16 protein-coding genes, 1 rRNA gene and 1 riboswitch are annotated in these 19707 nt (G+C 71.7%); of the genes, 4 read left to right on the top strand and 13 right to left on the bottom strand.

Going from position 1 to position 19707, the window contains the following annotated elements; all coding sequences use genetic code 11:
• Positions 1-149: 149 nt before the first annotated feature.
• Together ACIO9K_RS26670 and ACIO9K_RS26665 are read left to right on the top strand one after the other, a co-directional pair.
• On the top strand, positions 150-722 hold the full coding sequence (locus ACIO9K_RS26670; protein ID WP_363620837.1) for a hypothetical protein: 573 nt from the start codon (positions 150-152) through the stop codon (positions 720-722).
• 394 nt (positions 723-1116) lie between these two features.
• A complete protein-coding gene (locus ACIO9K_RS26665) occupies positions 1117-1308 on the top strand; it encodes a DUF5999 family protein (RefSeq protein ID WP_363585304.1) in 192 nt (63 codons plus the stop codon).
• A gap of 91 nt (positions 1309-1399) precedes the next feature.
• Here ACIO9K_RS26665 and gcvP read toward each other — a convergent pair whose 3' ends face one another.
• Positions 1400-4300: an aminomethyl-transferring glycine dehydrogenase gene (gene gcvP, locus ACIO9K_RS26660; protein WP_363585305.1), complete on the bottom strand. Its 2901-nt coding sequence runs from the start codon at positions 4298-4300 to the stop codon at positions 1400-1402.
• A 237-nt stretch (positions 4301-4537) separates the two neighbouring features.
• Positions 4538-4641: riboswitch (glycine riboswitch) on the bottom strand.
• Between the two features lie 223 nt (positions 4642-4864).
• Between gcvP and ACIO9K_RS26655 the strand changes: the two genes are divergently transcribed.
• A complete protein-coding gene (locus ACIO9K_RS26655) occupies positions 4865-6013 on the top strand; it encodes a PRC and DUF2382 domain-containing protein (protein ID WP_400333679.1) in 1149 nt (382 codons plus the stop codon).
• 180 nt (positions 6014-6193) lie between these two features.
• Positions 6194-7690 (top strand): MFS transporter, encoded by a 1497-nt coding sequence (locus ACIO9K_RS26650; protein WP_363585306.1) that lies wholly within the window; start codon positions 6194-6196, stop codon positions 7688-7690.
• Positions 7691-7836: 146 nt separating this feature from the next.
• Here the strand turns inward: ACIO9K_RS26650 and ACIO9K_RS26645 are convergent, their stop codons facing one another.
• The 12 genes from ACIO9K_RS26645 to rrf all read right to left on the bottom strand — a co-directional run.
• A complete protein-coding gene (locus ACIO9K_RS26645) occupies positions 7837-9273 on the bottom strand; it encodes a DNA polymerase IV (protein ID WP_400333676.1) in 1437 nt (478 codons plus the stop codon).
• Between the two features lie 51 nt (positions 9274-9324).
• Positions 9325-10047: a vancomycin high temperature exclusion protein gene (locus ACIO9K_RS26640; protein WP_400333673.1), complete on the bottom strand. Its 723-nt coding sequence runs from the start codon at positions 10045-10047 to the stop codon at positions 9325-9327.
• Positions 10048-10140: 93 nt separating this feature from the next.
• Positions 10141-10785, bottom strand: a complete 645-nt coding sequence (locus tag ACIO9K_RS26635; protein ID WP_363585308.1) for a MerR family transcriptional regulator — start codon at positions 10783-10785, stop codon at positions 10141-10143.
• A gap of 237 nt (positions 10786-11022) precedes the next feature.
• The gene (locus ACIO9K_RS26630; RefSeq protein WP_063350203.1) at positions 11023-11499 is read right to left on the bottom strand and encodes a bifunctional nuclease family protein; all 477 of its coding nucleotides are present in this window, start codon (positions 11497-11499) and stop codon (positions 11023-11025) included.
• A 133-nt stretch (positions 11500-11632) separates the two neighbouring features.
• Complete coding sequence (locus tag ACIO9K_RS26625) at positions 11633-12325, bottom strand: MerR family transcriptional regulator (protein ID WP_363621067.1); 693 nt, start codon at positions 12323-12325, stop codon at positions 11633-11635.
• Positions 12326-12504: 179 nt separating this feature from the next.
• Positions 12505-13386 (bottom strand): FHA domain-containing protein, encoded by an 882-nt coding sequence (locus ACIO9K_RS26620; protein ID WP_400333662.1) that lies wholly within the window; start codon positions 13384-13386, stop codon positions 12505-12507.
• 226 nt (positions 13387-13612) lie between these two features.
• Positions 13613-14707: a DUF881 domain-containing protein gene (locus ACIO9K_RS26615; protein ID WP_400333659.1), complete on the bottom strand. Its 1095-nt coding sequence runs from the start codon at positions 14705-14707 to the stop codon at positions 13613-13615.
• The gene (locus ACIO9K_RS26610) at positions 14691-15023 is read right to left on the bottom strand and encodes a small basic family protein (RefSeq protein WP_030062488.1); all 333 of its coding nucleotides are present in this window, start codon (positions 15021-15023) and stop codon (positions 14691-14693) included. Before ACIO9K_RS26610 ends, ACIO9K_RS26615 begins: the two co-directional genes overlap by 17 nt.
• Positions 15020-16111 (bottom strand): DUF881 domain-containing protein, encoded by a 1092-nt coding sequence (locus ACIO9K_RS26605; protein WP_400333656.1) that lies wholly within the window; start codon positions 16109-16111, stop codon positions 15020-15022. Before ACIO9K_RS26605 ends, ACIO9K_RS26610 begins: the two co-directional genes overlap by 4 nt.
• A 168-nt stretch (positions 16112-16279) precedes the next feature.
• A complete protein-coding gene (locus ACIO9K_RS26600; RefSeq protein ID WP_063350200.1) occupies positions 16280-18775 on the bottom strand; it encodes a mannose-1-phosphate guanyltransferase in 2496 nt (831 codons plus the stop codon).
• A 126-nt stretch (positions 18776-18901) separates the two neighbouring features.
• A complete protein-coding gene (gene pgsA / locus ACIO9K_RS26595) occupies positions 18902-19522 on the bottom strand; it encodes a CDP-diacylglycerol--glycerol-3-phosphate 3-phosphatidyltransferase (RefSeq protein WP_400333652.1) in 621 nt (206 codons plus the stop codon).
• Between the two features lie 98 nt (positions 19523-19620).
• Positions 19621-19707, bottom strand: a 5S ribosomal RNA gene (gene rrf, locus ACIO9K_RS26590); the annotation flags it as partial.

The following is a 19707-nucleotide window of genomic DNA, read 5'->3' as shown; positions in this document are numbered from 1 at the left end:
CCTCGGAACCCTCGTCGACGGCGGCGACCGCGCCGGCACCGCGATCATGCACAACCGGACACGGCCAGGTCCCGTCACCGATGACACGCCGCGCCACGCCGGTATGCCGCACTCGCACGCCGATCTCGCACGGAGAGGCGGACCCCGCCATGACTCTGCAGACCCCCCAGCCCCCGCCGAGCGCCCTGCGCGCCGTCCTGGCCGCACTCGACTCGGAGACCGCGCTGCGCCAACCCGCCGCCGCAGCACTGCGCCATCCGATCGGCCCGCTGCTCCCCGCGCACCCGCTCGCCGTCCACGTCCTGGACGGGCCGCGCCCGGAGCTGCGCGCCGCCCGCCGGACGGGCTGGCGCTTCCTGATCAAGGACGGCGCCGAGGTCGCCGCCGCCGCGGAGGTCGTCCAGGCCGTCGAGGGCCACACCTTCTCGCACTTCACCGCCGGCCCCTACCTCGACTCGACGGTCCGGGCGCTGCGCCAGGCCTGGCAGCTCGCCCAGGGCTCCCGGTCCCGCCAGCAGCCCCGGCTGCTGACCTTCCCCGGGCAGTACGCGACGGCACTGTGGCTGCACGGCCCCGACGCCGACCCGGCCGCCGACCAGCTGATCCCACTGGCCCCGGCCCCGCTCGGCGTCACCGCGCACCGCGCCTACCCGGCCGGCGAGCTGCTGCCGCTGCTCGCCCGGGCGCCGCTCGCCAAGCCACTGCTGCTCGGCTCCTCCTGAGCCGACCCCACGCCGCCGGGCCGCCGGGCTACCACCCGGGGGCCCGGCGGCGTGCGCGTCGCCCTCGCCCGCCCGAACCACCCGGACGGGCCATCCGCCCTGACCTCCTCGGGCCATGCCACAGCTGACCCATCGGTGCGCCGTTTCCCGCCGGACCCACCTGAACGGGTGATCTCTACCCGGGAGTTGTGGCGCATGTCACGAAATCCCTGCGCGCGCGTCCACAGATGCCGACACTGGGAACCAGCGTGGAAGGACCACCTGTCCTACCCACTTGAGCGCCGGTCCACACCTGGTCGGCGCGCGGACAGGATCCGGCTACCGCGGCGGCTCCCGACGGCTCCGCCGGCGGCCGCACCACGGGGGAGGATCGCAGAGCGAAGCGAGGGTACGTATGTGCCAGCACCGTCCTGAGTGCCCGTCGGCCGAGTCCGAGGACCGCGAGGCGGCCGTCACGGTGGCCTGCCACCCGGAGCAGGGCTGGAGCCTGCTCTGCAACGGCGTCGTGCTGTTCGAGGACACCGGAGAGCTGCTGCCCGACGGCCGGGTGATCGCGCCGCGCCGCCCCGTCGCCCGCGCGGCCTGACCGCAACGGCGGGGGCAGCCGCCGAACGACGACAACGGGCAGGGCCCCGACGGTACGTGCCGTCGGGGCCCTGCCGTACGTCCGGTCCGGATCAGACGCCGTACTCCTCCAGCGGCGGGCAGGAGCAGACCAGGTTGCGGTCGCCGTACGCGCCGTCGATCCGGCTGACCGGCGGCCAGTACTTGTCCGCCGGGTTCACGCCCGCCGGGAAGACCGCCTCCTGCCGCGAGTAGCCGTGCGCCCAGTCGCCGGCCAGCTCGGCGGCGGTGTGCGGGGCGTTGCGCAGCGGGTTGTCCGCGGCCGCCCACTCGCCCGAGCCGACCTTGTCGATCTCGGCCCGGATCTCGATCATCGCGTCGCAGAACCGGTCGATCTCGTGCAGGTCCTCGGACTCGGTCGGCTCGATCATCAGCGTGCCGGCCACCGGGAAGGACATCGTCGGCGCGTGGAAGCCGTAGTCGATCAGGCGCTTGGCGATGTCGTCCACCGTCACGCCCGTCTCCTTGGTCAGCGGGCGCAGGTCGATGATGCACTCGTGCGCGACCAGCCCGCCGGGGCCGGTGTAGAGCACCGGGAAGTGCGGTGCCAGCCGCTTGGCGATGTAGTTGGCGTTCAGCACCGCGACCTGGGTCGCGCGCTTGAGGCCCTCGCCGCCCATCAGCCGGACGTACGCCCAGGAGATCGGCAGGATGGCCGCCGAGCCCCACGGCGCCGCCGAGATCGGGCCGACCCCGGTGGCCGGACCGGCCTCCGGCTGCAGCGGGTGGTTCGGCAGGTACGGCGCCAGGTGGGCGCGCACCGCGACCGGGCCGACGCCCGGGCCGCCGCCGCCGTGCGGGATGCAGAAGGTCTTGTGCAGGTTCAGGTGCGAGACGTCCGCGCCGAACTTGCCCGGCTTGGCGAGGCCGACCAGGGCGTTCAGGTTGGCGCCGTCCACGTACACCTGGCCGCCGGCCTCGTGCACCAGGGCGCAGATGTCGGTGATCTGGGTCTCGTACACGCCGTGGGTGGAGGGGTAGGTGACCATCAGCACGGAGAGGCTGTCCCGGTGCTGCTCGATCTTGGCCTTCAGGTCCTCGACGTCCACGTCACCGTCGACCAGGGTCTTCACCACGACCACGCGCATGCCGGCCATCACCGCGGAGGCCGCGTTGGTGCCGTGCGCGGAGGACGGGATCAGGCAGACGTCGCGCTGGGTGTCACCGTTGGCGTGGTGGTAGGCGCGGACGGCCAGCAGGCCGGCCAGCTCGCCCTGCGAGCCCGCGTTCGGCTGGATCGAGACGGCGTCGTAGCCGGTCACCTCGACCAGCTGGCGCTCCAGCTCGCGGATCAGGCTGAGGTAGCCCTGCGCCTGCTCGATCGGCGCGAAGGGGTGCAGCTGGCCGAACTCCGGCCAGGTGACGGCCTCCATCTCGGTGGTCGCGTTGAGCTTCATGGTGCAGGAGCCCAGCGGGATCATGCCGCGGTCCAGTGCGTAGTCCCGGTCCGACAGGCGGCGCAGGTAGCGCAGCATGGCGGTCTCCGAGCGGTGGCTGTGGAAGACCGGGTGGGTCAGGTACTCGTCCTGGCGCAGCAGCGCGGCCGGCAGCGCGTCGGCGCCCTCGGCGACCTCGACCGCGGGGACGCCGAACGCGGCCCAGACGGCGGCGAGGTGCTCGCGGGTGGTGGTCTCGTCGGTGGAGACCGAGATCCGGTCCGCGCCGTCCTGGTGGACGTTGACGCCGTTGGCGCGGGCGGCGGCCGCGATCTCGGCGGCACGGCCCGGGACGACGGCGGTGACGGTGTCGAAGAACTCGCCGTGCAGCAGCTCGACGCCGCCGGCCCGCAGGCCCTCGGCGAGGGCGGCGGCGTAGCGGTGGGTGCGGCGGGCGATGTCGGCCAGGCCGTCCGGACCGTGGTAGACGGCGTACATCGAGGCCATGACGGCGAGCAGCACCTGGGCGGTGCAGATGTTGCTGGTGGCCTTCTCGCGGCGGATGTGCTGCTCGCGGGTCTGCAGCGCCAGGCGGTAGGCGCGGTTGCCGTCGGCGTCGACCGAGACGCCGACCAGGCGGCCGGGCAGCGAGCGGGCGTACTCGGCGCGCACCGACAGGTAGCCGGCGTGCGGGCCGCCGAAGCCCATCGGCACGCCGAAGCGCTGCGAGGTGCCGCAGGCGATGTCGGCGCCGAGCGAGCCCGGCGAGGCGAGCAGGGTCAGCGCCAGCAGGTCGGCGGCGACCGCGACGATCGCTCCGAGGCCGTGCGCCTGCTCGATGACCGGGGTGAGGTCGCGGACCACACCGGTGGCGCCCGGGTACTGGAGCAGCACGCCGAAGACGCCGCGCTCGGCGATCTCGGCCGGGATGCCCTCGGACAGGTCGGCGACGACGACCTCGACACCGGTCGGCACCGCGCGGGTGTTGATCACCGCGGTGGTCTGCGGCAGGGTCTCGGCGTCGACCAGGAACACGCCGCCCTTGACCTTGGTGACGCGGCGGGCGAGCGCCATCGCCTCGGCGGCCGCGGTGCCCTCGTCGAGCAGCGAGGAGCCGGAGGTCGGCAGGCCGGTCAGGTCGGAGACCAGGGTCTGGAAGTTGAGCAGCGCCTCCAGGCGGCCCTGGGAGATCTCCGGCTGGTACGGCGTGTAGGCGGTGTACCAGGCCGGGTTCTCCATGACGTTGCGCAGGATCACCGGCGGGGTGAAGGTGCCGTAGTAGCCCAGGCCGATCATCGGCTGGAGCACCTGGTTGCGGCTCGCCAGCTCGCGCAGTTCGGCGAGCACCTGCGCCTCGCTGCGGCCGCCGGGCAGGTCCAGGCCGGTGATGGAGCGGATCGCCTCGGGAACGGCGGTGGCGGCGAGTTCGTCCAGCGAGCCGTAGCCGATGGACGCCAGCATCTTCTGCTGCGCGGCGTCGTCGGGGCCGATGTGGCGGTTCTCGAAGGGGCTGGCCAGCTCAAGCTCGGTGAGGGTCGAGGCGCCGGTGGGGCGTCCCGCGTTCGGCTGGGCGTTCATGGTGGTCGAGGCCTCCTGGTCACGGACCGGCGGGGGTGCGCACGCCGACCGGCCGGAGCCGCTGCGGACAGCGGCTCGACCCGGGCGGGCGAACCCGACAGGCCTCCCCCTCTGTCATCGGGACCTGAGAGCTTCACCCGCACGGCGCGCTGTGGGCACGCCGCCGGCTTGCACCGTCGGTGAGGGTGGTGCCCGTCGGCTCCCTGCCGACGGTCCTGCCCTGCTTTCCAGAGTGACCTACCCCACACGGTACGGATGCCTGAGAGATTCCGGGGAGGAGTTGCTCCTTCGGCGCCCCGACCAGCGCTTTCCGTGGCCGGGGACTCTCCCGAGCGGGCTCGGCGGTCGCCGCCCAGGGTACCAGCGGCAGGCCCCCTGATCACGGTCGCGTCGGGTCGCTCGGGGTCTACGCGCGTCCCCCGGACGGTCCAGCCCGGAGCCCGTCCGGCGCACCCCGGTCGCGCCCGTCCGATTCATGGCCTTTGGTGTGAAGTGGCAGGCGGAACGGGTGCTCCGGCCACGGTCCTGCGGGAGTTCCGCAGGCGCAGCGCACTGGAGGAAAGAGTGCAAACCGATATCGATCCCCGGGACCTCATCGGCCACAAGGCGGTCGACCGCAACGGAGACAAGATCGGCACGGTCGACGAGGTCTACCTGGACGACGCCACCGGCCAGCCGGAGTGGGCAGCCGTCCGGACCGGCATCTTCGGCCGGGACGCCTTCGTCCCGCTCACCACCAGCGAGTTCTCCGGCGACGAGCTCCGGGTGCCGTACGACAAGTCGCTGGTGAAGGAGTCGCCGGACTTCGGCGTCGGCCAGCACCTGTCGCCCGCCCAGGAGCTCCAGCTCTACCGCTACTACGGCCTGGACACCCCGGCGAACGGCCGCCCGGTCGGCCGGGACGGTGACCGGCCCGTCAGTCGTGAGGGTGACCGGCCGGCCGGCCGCGAGAGTGACCGCCCGGTGGGTCGGGACGGCGGCCGACCCGCGCGCCCCGACCTCGACTTCGGCACCACCTCGGCGGCCGAGCCCGTGAAGCCCATCGCCTTCCACTCCCTCGACCCCGCCCCGACCACCACCCCTGCCGACCCCACCGGCACCGCGACGGAGGTCAGCGTGCGGACCCTCAACACCCCCGCACCCGCGGCCGCCCCCACGACGACCGAGCCCAAGCCGCAGCCCGCCCCGATCGTGACGACCACCGCGACCACGAACTCGGCCGTGGCCCCGACGGCCTCGGAGCGCTCGACCGGTCCGGCCCCGTCGTCCCCCAACGGCCCGGTGGAGATCACCTGCCGCGAGGAGCGCCTGGACATCACCACGGACTGGCACATCGTGGGCACCGCGAAGCTGCGCAAGTACGTGACCAGCGAGCAGGTCGAGCGCCGCGTCCCGGTGGTCCGCGAGCGCGTCCGGGTGGAGCGGATGCCGGTGAGCGAGGCCGAGCGCGCCTCGCTCACCGAGAAGGAGATCGCCGAGGCGGTGGAGGAGGTCACCCTGCGCGAGGAGCGCCCGGTGGTCCGCAAGTACCTCACCCCGATCGAGCGGGTCCGCCTGGTGGTGGAGCGCTACACCGCCGAGGAGGTGATCCGGGACGAGCTGCGCCGCGAGCACGTCGAGATCCACGACAACACCGCCGCCGCCCCGGCGACCCCGGTGGCCACGCCGGCGGCCGAGGCCCCCCGCCCGGCCGTGCTGCGCCCGTTCGCCTGACCCCTCGCCCCAGGGCCCCGGACCCGTCGGTCCGGGGCCCTCGGCATGCCCCCGTCCCGGTCGCCGCCCGGCCGGAATCCTTCGATTTTGCCAAAGCGTCACCAATGGATATTTGACACTCTGAAGTATCTCCCGGCATGGTTACTTCAGTTCATTCACTATGTACGGGAGGAAGCAACCGTGAGTGAGGCACCACAGCCCACCACCGCGGCCGAGAAGCAGAGCAGCGCCCGGGTCCTGCCGGCCCTCATCCTGGCGATGCTGTCGTTCAGCGTGGTGCAGACCGCGGTCGTCCCGATCCTGCCCTCGCTGGCCAAGGAACTGAGCGTCTCCGCGTCCAGCGTCACCTGGCTCATGACCGCCAACCTGCTCTCCGCCGCCGTGCTGACTCCCCTGCTGGGCCGCTTCGGCGACCTCCGGGGCCGTAAGCCGATGCTGCTGATCTCGCTGGCCGGTCTGGTCGCCGGCTCGGCGCTGGCGGTCAGCACCCACTCCTTCACCTGGCTGGTCGTCGCCCGCGTCCTTCAGGGCGCCGGCGGTGGCGTGCTCCCGCTGGCGATCAGCATCGTCCGCGACGAGCTGCCCAAGCAGAAGGTGACCGGCGGCGTCGCCGCCATCAGCGCCTCGATGGGTGTCGGCTCCGGCCTCGGCCTGGTCGCGACCGGTCTCCTGCTGGAGCACTGGAGCTACAAGTCGATCTTCTGGATGGGCCTGGTCTTCGGCCTGATCGCGGTCGCCCTGGTCGCGTTCCGCGTCCCGTCCGACCCGGTCACCGACAAGGAGGGCGGCGCCGACCCGCTCGGCGCCCTCACCCTGGCCGGCTGGCTCTCCGCCCTGCTCGTCGCGGTCAGCCAGGGCAACCACTGGGGCTGGACCTCGACCAAGACCCTCGGCCTGTTCGCCGTGGCCGCCGTCGTCGCCCTGATCTGGGGAGTCATCGAGACCAAGGTCGCGCACCCCCTGGTGGACATGAAGATGATGTCCCGTCCGGCCGTCGCCTTCACCAACCTGGCCGGCCTGCTGATCGGCTTCGGCATGTACGGCTCGTTCATGGTGATCAGCAACTTCGCCCAGACCCCGGAGAAGCTCACCCACTACGGCTTCACCGCGACCGTCCTGCACGCCGGTCTGCTGCTGCTGCCGTCCGCGATCGGCTCGATGGTGGCGGCTCCGGTCGGCGCGATGCTGATCGCCCGCCGCGGCCCGCGCCTGCCGCTGGTCCTCGGTGGTGTCCTGGGCGCCGTCGCGATGGCCTACCTGGCCGTGCGGCACAGCCACGAGGGCGACATCTACACCTCCTCGGCGATCTTCGGCCTGGGCATCGGCCTGGCGTTCTCCGCGATGCCGGCCTACATCAACGGCGCCGTCCCGGTGGAGCAGAGCGGCATCGCCAACGGCATGAACGCCGTGCTGCGCACCGTCGGTGGCGCGATCGGCACCGCCGTGATGGCCGCCATCCTGACCGGCGACACCATGAAGCTGCCGCCGCAGATCCCGCTGCTGCTGCCCACGCTGGACGCCTACAAGCACGCGTTCTGGGCCGCGGCCGTCGTCTGCGCCGTCGCCGGCGTCGTCCCGTTCCTGATCCGCGGCGTCAAGCCGGCCGCCACCGTCGTCGCCTCGGGCGGCACGGCCGAGCGGAACTCCAGCCCCGAGCTGGCCAAGACCGACGCCTGACCAGGCGTCCGGCCGCCGCGCTCAGGGACAGGGCGCGGCGGCCCGGCCTTCGGACGGTCGCGAGGGCATCACGACCGCACGAAGTCCGGCACGGTATGCGGCCCCGACCGGTACTCCCCCCCCACCGGTCGGGGCCGCTTCGCGTTTCACACCCCCGGCGCCCCCGTCTCCCCCGTCTCCCCCGGCGTCTCCCTCTCCCCGGGCGCCCCCGTCTCCTCCGGCTCCTCGGCCCCCCACAGCGGCAGCGGACGGGCCGGTTCCAGCGCCGGATCGTCCACCGCGAAGGTCCGGATGCGCCCCGGCCCGCTCCACGGCGTCTCGAACCGCACGGTGACCCGCCCGACACCGCTGCCCTGCACCCACCCGGGCCCCAGCTCGGTATGGCGGACGTCCTGCCCGGGCATCCAGCGGCGCGGCGCGACCGCCTCCGGTTCCTCCTCCGCCGTCTCGACCTCCGACTCCGCGTGCTCGGCCGCCTCCTCCCGCAGGGCCTGCGCGAACAAGTCCTCCTGGGTGTAGTCGGCCAGCTGGGCGACCCCCACCCCGAGCAGCCGCACCCCGCCGGTGATGTCCACCTGGGAGGCCAGCCGACGCGCCGTCTCGATGACCACCGCCTCGTCGTCGGTGGGCCCGCGCAGCGTCTCCGAACGGGTCAGCGTCGAGAAGTCGAACCGCCGGACCTTGAGCACCACCGTCCGCCCCGAGCGCCCGGCCGCGCGCAGCCGCCGCACGCACCGGGCGGCCAGCACCTCCACCTCGCGCAGCACCCGCTCCCGGTCGGCGAGGTCCACCTCGAAGGTGTCCTCCACCGAGACCGACTTGGCGTCCTGGTCGGCCACCACCGGCCGGTCGTCCAGCCCTATCGACATCTGGTGCACACCCGCGCCGTGCGCCCGCCCGAGCAGCTGCACCAGTTCGCCCTCCCCCGCCTCGGCGAGGTCCGCCACGGTGTTCAGTCCGGCCCGCCGCAGCACCTGTTCGGTGGCCGGCCCGATCCCGGGCAGTGCCCGGACCGGCATCGGGCCGAGCACGGCCCGCTCCTGCCCGGGTTCGATCAGCACCAGCCCGTCCGGTTTGGCCTGCTCGGAGGCGATCTTCGCCATCAACTTGGATCCGGCCGCCCCGACCGACCCGGTCAGCCCGGTGCGCCGCTGGATGTCCGCCCGCAGGTCCTCCGCCAGGGCGAGCACCAGCCGCTCCCCGGTCTCGTGGTCGGACTCCGCCAGCACCGGACCGTAGGGGCCTGCCTCCAGGTCGACGAAGGCCTCGTCCAGGCTGAGCGGCTGCACCAGCGGCGACAGCTCGCGCAGCAGACCCATCACGAGCTCGCTGACCTGCCGGTAGGCCTCGAACCGGCCGCTCAGAAAGGCCGCGTTGGGGCAGAGCCGGCGCGCCTGCGCCATCGGCATCGCCGAGTGCACCCCGAACCTCCGCGCCTCGTACGAGGCGGTGGAGACCACCCCGCGGCCGCCGAGCCCGCCGACGACCACCGGTTTGCCGCGCAGGCTCGGCTTGGCCGCCTGCTCCACCGCCGCGAAGAAGGCGTCCATGTCGAGGTGGATGATGCTCGGCAGTGATCGCACCCGCCGATCATCCCGCAGGGGTCCGACAATGCGTACGAACCCGGGCAGGCCCTAGCGCTGCGCGGCGTCCGCCAGAGCCTTCGGGATGCCGTCCTCCCGGGGGCCGAGGAACAGCGGGTCCGGCCGCAGCCAGGCGTTGACCGCCGCCTTGCCCGCCCCGGGGATCTCCCGCAGCCCGCCGTACAGCCAGGTGCCGTCGTGCGGTTCCGGCACCCCGACCGCGTGCGCGTCGATGCCCGCCGCCTCGCACAGGGCCAGCGCCCGGCGGACGTGGAAGTCCTGGCTGACCAGCACCGCCCGCTCCACCCCGAAGACCCGCCGGGCCCGGGTGCAGGAGTTCCAGGTGTCGAAGCCCGCGTAGTCGCCCACCACCCGGACCGCCGGCACCCCGTGCTCGATCAGGTACGTCCGCATCGCGTCCGGCTCGTCGTAGCTGTCCCGGCCGTTGTCGCCGGTCACCAGGATCGCCTGTACCTTCCCCGCCCGGTACAGGTCCAGCGCCGCGCTCAGCCGGTGCTCCAGGTACGGCGACGGCTTGCCCTGGTCCAGCCCGGCGCCGAAGACCACCGCGACCGGCGCGGACGGCACGCCGGCCACCGTGCCGACCCGGTCCCCGGCCGAGCACCACAGCCACGCGCTCGGCGCCAGCGCCAGCGAGCAGAGCACCGTCGCCGTCTGGAAGGCCCTGCGCTGCACGGACCGCCGCCGGAACCGGACCTTCAGCAGCCCGCCCCGACGCCGCAGCAGACCCGCTATCCCGGTGCCGAACCCCACGTGTCCTCCCTCGATCGCCCCACCAGGCGCAACGACGAGGCCGCGGGCCCGGACGGTTCCCCGTCCGGGCCCGCGGCCTCGTCAGTTCTGCGTTCAGACCGCCCGGTTGCGCCGCTGGGCCAGCTCGTCGGACGGATCGTGGCCGACCAGCGTCTCGCCGGTGTCGGTGCGCTCCGCGTGCAGCCGCCCGAGCGTCAGCTCCAGCTCCCGCCAGACCGCTCCGACCGCGATGCCGAACACCCCCTGACCGCCCTTCAGCAGGTCCACCACCTGCTGCGGCGTGGTGCACTCGTACACCGTCGCGCCGTCGCACATCAGCGTCATCCCGGCCAGGTCGCCCTGCTCGGCCGCCTGCAGATGGGCGACCGCCACCCGGATGTTCTGCAGCGAGACGCCCGCGTCGAGCAGCCGCTTCACGATCTTCAGCAGCAGGATGTCGCGGAAGCTGTAGAGCCGCTGGCTGGTGGCCGGGTACGCCGAACGGACGCTGGGCTCCAGCAGTCCGGTCCGGGCCCAGTAGTCCAGCTGGCGGTACGTGATGCCGGCCGCCGCGCAGGCCGTCGGACCGCGGTAGCCGATCAGTTCGGACGTCGGGGCCAGCCGCTCGATGGCGGGCTGACCGGGCTGCACGGCCGGGAACCTGCCCACCCGGGGCAGGTCCGTCACGGTGCGAGCGGTGCGCGGCAGGTGCACGGCACACAGGCCTCCCACGGCCGTGTCATCGCCGGTGCTGCTCATGCCTGCCTCCGTCCACTGGTGCTGCGGGCAACCCGAACTGCGGGCATCGGTCACCCGGACAGCCACTCCTGACGGTAGGCAGTCCCCTATGACCCGTCAACGATCGCCACGCCGGGCCAGCCAAACCACATCACTCAGGAGAGTGGTTTTTCGTGCCCCTAGTGTGGGTAGGTCGACGGTTTTTGGCAAAACGGCAAGCCAAACAACGGCCTGACCTGTAGGGAAATCCGGTCCGCGCTACTGCGGACCGCTGCCCCCGAAGTCCTCGGGCGACACCTGGTCGAGGAACTCGCGGAACTTCTCGACCTCGTCCTCCTGCTCGTCCGGGATCGCGATGCCCGCCTCGGCGAGCACCTCCTCGCTCCCGTAGATCGGCGTGCCGGTGCGCAGGGCCAGCGCTATCGCGTCGGACGGCCGGGCGCTCACCTCGACCCCGCCGGTGAAGACCAGCTCGGCGTAGAAGACGCCCTCCCGCAGGTCGGTGATCCGGACCTCGGTGAGCTGCTGCCCGAGCGCCTCCAGGACGTCCTTGAACAGGTCGTGCGTCAGCGGGCGGACCGGCGTCATGCCCTGCTGGGCGAAGGCGATCGCGGTCGCCTCGCCGGGACCGATCCAGATCGGCAGGTACCGATCGCCCCCGACCTCCCGCAGCAGCACGATCGGCTGGTTGGAAGGCATCTCCACTCGGACACCCACGACGTCGAGCTCATTCACACAGGCAACCCTATGGCTCAGGCCCCGGATATGAAAGCGCAGGGCCGACGCCGCTGGTCAGCGCGGTGCACCCCGGCCGCCCGGGGTCTGGACGGCCACCCCGCAGGAGCCCCGCGGGAATCCCACGGAAACACTATCCGCGGCTGCGCAGACCGGCCTGGACCATCGCCGCGTGCAGCCGCACGGACAGTGTCGCCAGCTCCCGCGCGGTGGCCTCGGCATGGGCCCTGGTCTGCGGGTTCCGGTGCCGGCGCAGTGGCGCCACCACCTGTTCCACCAGCGCGATCTCCCGATCCGCCGCGGCCTTCATCGCCCGCAGGTGCCGCGGTTCCAGCCCGTACCGGCCGAGTTCCGCGACCAGCCGGGCCACCTGCAGCGCCTCGCCGTCGTACCCGCCGTCCGGACCGGGCGCGACCAGACCGTAGGACTCCCATTCGGACAGCTCGCGCTCACCGGACTCGGCGGCCGCCAGGAGCTCGGCACGCCCCAGCCGGACTCCGGACGGGACGTCGGCCGAGGCCCCCAGCTCCCGGTCCGCCTCCTCCACCGGCCCGGGTCGGTCGGCGGAGGGCGGCAGCGCGGGCGGTGCCTCACCTCGCTCGATGGCGTCCAGGTGCTCGCGGATCACCCGCAGCGGCAGGTAGTGGTCACGCTGCATCCGCAGGACGTAGGCCAGCCGCTCGACGTCGGCCGGGCTGAACTTGCGGTACCCCGAGGGCGTACGCTGCGGCTCGACCAGCCCCTCCGCCTCCAGAAACCTGATCTTGGAGATGGTGACCTCGGGGAAGTCGTCGCGCAGGAAGGTCAACACCGCGCCGATGCTCAGCAGCTCGTCACCGCCGCGCCGCCGCCCACCCGGCCGGTCCGGGCGGACCGGCTGCCTGGGGCCCGCGACCACCCCGCGCGCGCCGCGGTCCGCGTGCGGACCGGACGACGCGGGGGTGGCCGCCCCGAGAGAAGATGAAGGGGTATTCGCACTCACTCGGGCTCCTACCGACGTTGGGTTCAGTACCCCCGGTTGTGGCCGGCGAAGAACACCAGCCGGTACTTCCCGATCTGCACCTCGTCACCGTTGTTCAGCGACACCTCGTCGATCCGCTCGCGGTTGACGTAGGTGCCGTTGAGGCTGCCGACGTCCGCGACGCTGAACCCGGCCTGCGTCCGACGGAACTCCACGTGACGCCGCGAGACCGTGACGTCGTCCAGGAAGATGTCGCCCTGCGGGTGACGGCCGGCCGTGGTGACGTCCGAGTCCAGCAGGAAGCGGCTGCCCGAGTTCGGACCGCGCTGGACGATCAGCAGGGCCGAGCCCGGCGGCAGCGCGTCGATCGCCGACAGCACCTCGGCCGACAGGGCCGGCGTCGCGCCGGTGCCGGTCGTGGTGTTGGGGTCGTACGACTCCAGGCCGGAGATGGAGATGGTCGACGTGGTCTCCGCCGCCCCCTCCGGAAGCAGGCCACCGCGCAGGGCCGTACCGCAGTTGGAGCAGAACCGGGCCGATGCCGGGTTCTGGTTGCCGCACCTGGGGCACGGAGTGGGGCCAGCCATGTTCACAGCCTCCTGGCGCGGCACACCCGACGGGTTGTGCCCGGCGTACGGATCGGGGGCAAACCCTCCACCAGAGGTTGAGGGTCCTGACTGGAAACCTATGCGCGGGTCGCCGGAAGGGTCAACCGACGCGCCGTAGCCCACCGGATTCCCTGCGTACTGGGCGGCGGCGCCGTCCCGGAACAGCCGCTGCTCGGCGTACGGCGCCCCCTCGGGAGCGGGGCGCATGCCCGGCACGGCGGCCTCGTCCTCGGGCCGGCGGTGCCGCGCGGTCGGCGCCTCGACGGAGGCCGCGCCACGGCCCTTGTTACGACCGAACAACTTCGAGAAGAAACTCACGGGCGAATCCCCTTGCGTGTGACAGACCCGCCCGCGGGGCAGGGTGAGAACCTCGGACAGACTGCGGGCCCGGTTGCGGATCGGGCCTGCTGGAGTGGTACTCCGACGGTTGGTACTGCTGTTGGTGCTCCGGTGCGTGCTGGTACGACCCAGTCTCGCCCACGCGACGGCGGCGCCCCGCACCGGGTGCCGCCCGCAGGTGACGGGCCGTTCGTCGGGCGCCCCGTCACTTCGAAGCCGGCTTGGCGTACTGCGGCGTCTTCAGATCCACGAGGGCGTCCACGACCACCTTCTGCTGCTGGGTGATCGTCGCCCGCGCCTGGTGACTCTCCAGAGTACGGACGACACCCCCCGGGATGTTCAGCGCGGGTGTCAGATCCTGCGGGTTCCCCACGACGGTGAACCGATAGGGCTGCGAGACCTTCTTCCCGTCGATCTGCACCCCGCCGCCCGACACGTCGGTGAAGTAGGTGTTGACCACCACGCGCACATCGTTGATCTGAATCGCCTCCGCCCCTGCCGCTCGAAGTTCTTGCAGGGTGTCCAGCAGCATATCTGCCTTCACCTGCCCTTGGGGATCATCGACCGTGAGTACGATGCCCGGACCAGTGGCTTTGACGGTACCGGCGAGCACGCCGAGCTCCGTCGCCTTCTTCCTGGTCTGCTCCTGGGCCTCCTTGGCCTGGTTGGAACTGTTCTCCAACTTGGCCAGGGACTGCTCCAACTCCGCCTTCTCCTGCTGAAGACGCTGCTGACGGCTGTCCAGTTCGTCGAGGATGCGTACCAGGTCCTCCTGGCGGGCCCCGCGGAGCTGGCTGTGGTGGTCGTTGGTCGACCGCACCTGGATCGCCAGCCCCAGGCCGAGCGAGAACAGCAGCAGCGCCACCACCAGCTGCCCGCGCGACATCCGCGGCGGCCACAGGGCTGCCTTGAGGCGCCGCCGTCCCGCACCGCGGTCCAGGGCGGCCGGCTCCACCACGGGCTCGGGCCCAGACTCAGGCCCAGGCTCGGGCGCCGCGGCCTTCGCGAGCCGCACCGCGGGCGTGGGCGCCGCCTCCGCATCAAGCTCAGGCTTAGCGTCAGACTTCGCCGCAGCCTGTTCCTCGGGCTCCCCCACCGCCGCCACGGGCCCCTCGGCCTTCCCCGGCTCCGCGGCCGGTTCGGCGCGCTGGACCTCCCCGGCCCCGTCCACCGGCTCGACCGAGCCCGCCTCGGCCGCCGACTCCGGCCCCGGCGCCTCGGCAGCCCGCTCCGACGCCTTCCCGCCGCCGTCCGCGTGCTCCTCCGCCGCCCCGCGGCCCGGCTCAGGCGCGGAAGACATGGCGCCGAATCGCGGCCGCGTTGGAGAAGATGCGGATGCCGAGGACGACGACCACACCCGTGGACAGCTGCGAGCCGACGCCCAGCTGGTCACCGAGGAAGACGATCAGTGCCGCGACCACCACGTTCGACAGGAACGAGACGATGAACACCTTGTCGTTGAAGATCCCGTCCAGCATCGCCCGGACGCCGCCGAACACGGCATCCAGCGCCGCCACCACCGCGATCGGCAGGTACGGCACGACGGCGTCCGGCACCTCGGGCTGGACGAAGAGTCCGACGACCACCCCGATCACGAGACCCAGTACGGCAATCACGGTCTAGCTGCTCCTGTCCCTGCGGACGACGACCCGGTCGGGGCCGTCGTGGACGAGTGGGCTGTCGTGGTCTTCGCGGACCCGCTCGGCGTACGCCGACCGGTGCCCGCAGACGGTGAAACGGACGCGCTCGGGCTCCCGGAGGTTCCGGCGGTGGGTGACGGCGTCGGGGTGACCGAAGCCGCCGACGGGGACGCCGGGGGCGAGGGCTCGGGCGTGACCGGCTGGGCGGTCCGCAGCGTCACGCCCACCGCGGCCGGCAGCGTCAGGCTCTTCTGCGCGGACATGGTCGACTTGATGCCGTACTTCTCCTGGAGCAGCCGCAGGTACTGCCCGGCCATGTCGTTCTCGAAGGCGGTCAGCAGCTTCGGCCCATCCCCGATCGCCTGGATGTTGTACGGCGGGACAAGCGGTCGGTTGTCCACCAGCACCGCCTCTCCCGCGGCCCGGATCGCCGAGAGCGCGGTGAGCCGCTGACCGTTGATCGCCACGGCTTCCGCACCGGATCCCCACAGGCCGTTCACCACCAGCTGGAGGTCGCGGTCCCGCAGCCGGCCGCTGTTGGAGAAGCCCTGCCCGGCCCTCGGGTCGACGTTTCCCCCGCCGCCGGTCCCCGACGCGTCCTCCAGGACCAGCTTGACGCCCGGCCCCGCGACCTCGCCCAGGCCCACCGCGCCGGTCAGACCTCCCTGGTCGCCGTCGCCCGTGGCGAGCGCCTGCTGCTGCGTGCTCTCGACCTTGCGCCGCAGGTCCTGGACCTGCTGCTGGAGGTGGTCGGCCGAGCCGTTGGTGTCGTTGATCCGGTGGATCAGCGCGTCCCGTTCCTTGGCCAGCGTCGGCTCCGCCTTGTGCGCGTTCACCGCGCCGACCGTCACCACGACCCCGACCAACGCCAGCCCGGCGGCCAGCGTGAGCAGGCCTCGGGCCGTCCTGGGTATCCGGCTGTCGTGGTCTCCGCCCCGCGCCGCGGCCGCCTCGGCGTAGCCCTCGTCGAGGCTGTGGTCCATGACGTTGGTCAGCAGGGACATCGAGGCGTCCGGGCGGTTGTACCGTCCGTTCGGGGCACTCGGCGTCGGCGTCGCTGGCATGCGGACCATCGTCCCACGTCGGCGAAGGGGCCCGCGCACACCCCTTGAGCTGCACACACGACACAAAGTGACGGATCATTGCGAACAGTGTGAAAACGGACAGCGGGGCGCGCGGACCATGCCGCGCGCCCCGACCGTCAGGACCGTCGGACGATCAGGCCGGTGTCGTCACCTCCCGGCCCCGTCGACCACCGCCGCCCACTCGTCCAGCAGCGCCTCCGTGGCCTCGTCGTCCGGACCCTCCGCCCACAGGTGGGTGGTCGCCTCGGCCGGGTCCGGCAGCACCAGCGTCCAGCGCCCGTCCGCCTCGACGACCCGGACGCCGTCGGTGGTGTCCAGCCGCCGGCTGCCGGCCGCCTCGACCACCGAGCGCATCACCATCCCCTTGGCCGCCCACGGCGTCGCCAGGTCCCGGCGACGGATGTGCGCCTGCGGGATGCGCGCGTCGATCTGGCTCAGCGTGAGCTGGGTCCGCGCCACCAGGCCGACCAACCGCACGAAGGCCGCGGCCCCGTCCAGCACTCCGCTGAACTCCGGCACCACGAAACCGCCGCGCCCGTCCCCACCGAACACCGTGCCCTCGGTGGCGGCCGCCTTCGCCAGGTCGTCCGGCGTCGTCGTGGTCCAGATGACCTGGGTGCCGTGGTAGGCGGCGACCTGCTCGGCGATCCGGGTCGTGGTCACCGGCAGCGCCACCTGCCCGCTGCGCCGTTCTGCCGCGACCAGGTCCAGCAGCACCAGCAACGCCCGGTCGTCGTCGATCACCCGGCCCAGTTCGTCGACGAACGCGACCCGCTCGCCGACCGGGTCGAAGCGGACGCCGAAGGCCGCCCGGGAGGAGGCCACCAGCTCACCGAGCCTGGCCAGCCCGGCCCGCCGCTCCTCCGCGTCCTCCGTCGGCCGCGCCTCGTCCAGCCCGCTGGAGACGGTGAGCGCCTCCACTCCGAGCCGTCCGAGGATGCTCGGCAGAACCAGGCCGGCGCTGCCGTGCGCGGTGTCCACGACCACCTTCAGTCCGGCCTCCCGGACCCCGGTGGTGTCGACGGCCCGCAGCAGGTTGCCCGCGTAGGAGTCGAAGACGCTGGACGGGAAGGTCAGGTCCCCGATCTCACCGGGGAAGGCCCGCCGGTACTCCTGGCGCGCGTACACGCGGTCCAGCTTGCGCTGGCCGGCCTGCGAGAGATCGGCCCCACGCTCGTCGAAGAAGAGGATGTCCAGAGAGTCGGGCACCCCCGGCGTGGTCCGCAGGAAGATCCCGCCCGCACTCCCCCGCGCGGTGTGCTGCCGGGCCACCGGCATCGGCACGTTCTCCAGGTCGCGGACGTCTATGGCCGACGTCTGGAGCGCCGAAATCATCGCCCGTTTGAGCGCACGCGCACCACGCGAGTGGTCACGCGCAATGGTGACGGTCGCCCCCTTCTTCAGGGTCGTGGCGTACGCGCCGGCCAACCGCACGGCCAGTTCCGGGGTGATCTCGACGTTCAGGATCCCCGACACGCCCCGCACGCCGAACAGGTGCTCCTGGCCGCGGGACTCCCAGATCACCGACGTGTTGACAACGGCGCCGGCCTCGATGGTCTTGAACGGATAGACCCGGACGTTCGCACCGATGATCGACTCCTCGCCGATCAGGCACTCGTCCCCGATCACCGCGCCGTCCTCGATCCGGGCGGCCCGCATCACGTCGGTGTTCTTTCCGACCACGCAGCCGCGCAGATTGCTCTGCGGCCCGATGTAGACGTTGTCGTGCACGACCGCCTTGTGGAGGAAGGCCCCGCGCTTGACCACCACGTTGCTGCCGAGCACGGTGTGCTCGCGGATCTCGACGCCGGCCTCGACCTTGGCGTAGTCCCCGATGTACAGCGGCCCACGCAGCACAGCCTCCGGGTCCACCTCCGCGCCCTCGGCCACCCAGACGCCCGGCGAGATCTCGAACCCGTCGAGCTCGACGTCGACCTTGCCCTCCAGGACGTCCGCCTGGGCCTTGCCGTAGCTCTCGTGGGTGCCCACGTCCTCCCAGTAGCCCTCGGCAACGTAGCCGTAGACCCGCTTGCCCTCCTTCAACAATTGCGGGAAGACGTCACTCGACCAGTCGACGGACTCACCTGCCGCGACGTAGTCGAAGACCTCTGGTTCCATCACGTAGATACCGGTGTTCACAGTGTCCGAGAAGACCTGCCCCCAGGTCGGCTTCTCCAGGAAGCGCTCGACCCGTCCGTCGTCGTCCGTGATCGTGATACCGAACTCGAGGGGATTCGGCACCCTGGTGAGACAGACGGTGACCAGCGCGTTCTTGCTGCGGTGAAAGTCGATCAATTCCGAGAGGTCGAAGTCGGTCAGTGCGTCACCGGAGATCACCAGAAAGGAGTCGTCCTTCAACGCGTCCTCGGCGTTCTTGACACTCCCCGCGGTGCCTAGCGGCGTCTCCTCGTGGGCATAGGTCAGATGCATGCCCAGGTCCTCGCCGTCACCGAAGTAGTTCTTGACCAGTGAGGCCAGGAACTGGACGGTGACGACGGTGTCGGAGAGGCCGTGCCGCTTCAGCAGCCGAAGCACGTGCTCCATGATCGGCCTGTTGGCGACCGGTAGCAGCGGCTTCGGCATGCTGGAGGTCATCGGGCGGAGTCGGGTTCCTTCGCCCCCTGCCATGACAACGGCTTTCATTACGGGTGCGTCCTCCTTTGCGGTGGTGGACCTACAGAGGTCCATCAAACCGTTCCAGAGGGATCCCTACCCGGAAGGTATCGTCCGACGCACCGATACGGCGTGGGACTTCTCTCAGATCACGTCTCAGACTGCGGACGCGGAGCCCGTCGAGCCCGCACGGGTGATCCGCCGGGCCTGAACCGCGTAAAGAATACCGGCCCACCAGTACAATGTGGTCCCCCACCAGATGAAGGCCCAGCTCACCACCTCGGCCGGCCGCGCGATCCAGCTGTCCACGCTGCCGAGCAGGAGAAGCGGAAACGCGTACATCAGATTGAAGGTCGCGGCCTTCCCCAGAAAACTCACCTGAAGCGGCCCGTAACCGTGCTGGTTCAAAATGGGCAGCAGCGCGCCGATAAACACTTCCCGGGCCAGCAGAATCGCCGTCACCCACCACGGAAGAATCTCACGCCAGGTCAAACCGACCAACGTGGACAGCACGTAGAGCCGGTCGGCCAGCGGATCGAGCAGCTGCCCCACCCGGCTGACCTGCCCCCATCGCCGCGCGAGTTTCCCGTCGAGGTAGTCGCTGACACCGCTCAGCATCAGGATCAGCAGCGCCCAACCATCGTTGTTGGGGCCGTCGAAAACCGGCCAGAGAATCAGCCAGAGAAAAAGCGGAACACCGACCAGCCGGCCCATGCTGAGCAGGTTGGGGATGGTGAGGACGCGATCGGTCTGGACCCGCGTCTCCTGGACCTCCACCCGGGGGCCTCCTGTCCCGTGTGACGACAATGCACGTTGACCCTACAACAGAAAAGCCCCCGCCAGGTTCACCCGGCGGGGGCTTCTCTCGAATGATTGTTCGGCGGCGTCCTACTCTCCCACAGGGTCCCCCCTGCAGTACCATCGGCGCTGTAAGGCTTAGCTTCCGGGTTCGGAATGTAACC

Source organism: Kitasatospora sp. NPDC087271 (assembly GCF_044744605.1).
Classification (GTDB): domain Bacteria; phylum Actinomycetota; class Actinomycetes; order Streptomycetales; family Streptomycetaceae; genus Kitasatospora.
Note: the sequence above shows the minus strand (reverse complement) of the source record. Positions and strands in the feature narration are given on the sequence as shown.

Coding starts and splice junctions, on each gene's coding strand:
- ACIO9K_RS26670 (WP_363620837.1), top strand. CDS start 150: ATGACTCTGCAGACCCCCCAGCCCCCGCCGAGCGCCCTGCGCGCCGTC.
- ACIO9K_RS26665 (WP_363585304.1), top strand. CDS start 1,117: ATGTGCCAGCACCGTCCTGAGTGCCCGTCGGCCGAGTCCGAGGACCGC.
- gcvP (WP_363585305.1), bottom strand. CDS start 4,300: ATGAACGCCCAGCCGAACGCGGGACGCCCCACCGGCGCCTCGACCCTC.
- ACIO9K_RS26635 (WP_363585308.1), bottom strand. CDS start 10,785: ATGAGCAGCACCGGCGATGACACGGCCGTGGGAGGCCTGTGTGCCGTG.
- ACIO9K_RS26615 (WP_400333659.1), bottom strand. CDS start 14,707: ATGTCTTCCGCGCCTGAGCCGGGCCGCGGGGCGGCGGAGGAGCACGCG.
- ACIO9K_RS26605 (WP_400333656.1), bottom strand. CDS start 16,111: ATGCCAGCGACGCCGACGCCGAGTGCCCCGAACGGACGGTACAACCGC.
- ACIO9K_RS26600 (WP_063350200.1), bottom strand. CDS start 18,775: ATGAAAGCCGTTGTCATGGCAGGGGGCGAAGGAACCCGACTCCGCCCG.